A 265-nucleotide genomic window follows, 5' to 3' on the forward strand; every position below is an offset into this window, starting at 1 on the left:
CCCTACTCTACGCCGTCGTGGTCCTGGGCTTCTGGGTGGTGGGCGCCGCCCGGCGCGCCCTGGACACTCGCACCTTTACGCGTATCTACGCCGACCTTGCAGTGCCGGTGATTCTTAACCAGCGCCAGCAACGACACAGCACCTCCAAGGCCGCCGCACGTGTGGTATTGGCACGGGAATTCGTCGATTTTTTCGAAAAACACGTGCCCACGATTGCCACGGCGCTGGTCTCGATCATCGGCGCGGCCGCCATGTTGCTGGCGAT

General features: G+C 63.0%; 1 protein-coding gene. It reads left to right on the top strand.

Features of this window, described 5'->3' with window-relative positions; all coding sequences use genetic code 11:
* Positions 1-265: ABC transporter six-transmembrane domain-containing protein (locus tag SB816_RS32270; protein WP_410548279.1), on the top strand; the 265-nt coding region annotated here is incomplete at both ends.

It is taken from the genome of Achromobacter sp. SIMBA_011, from assembly GCF_046535435.1.
GTDB classification, from domain to species: Bacteria; Pseudomonadota; Gammaproteobacteria; order Burkholderiales; family Burkholderiaceae_B; genus Achromobacter; species Achromobacter dolens.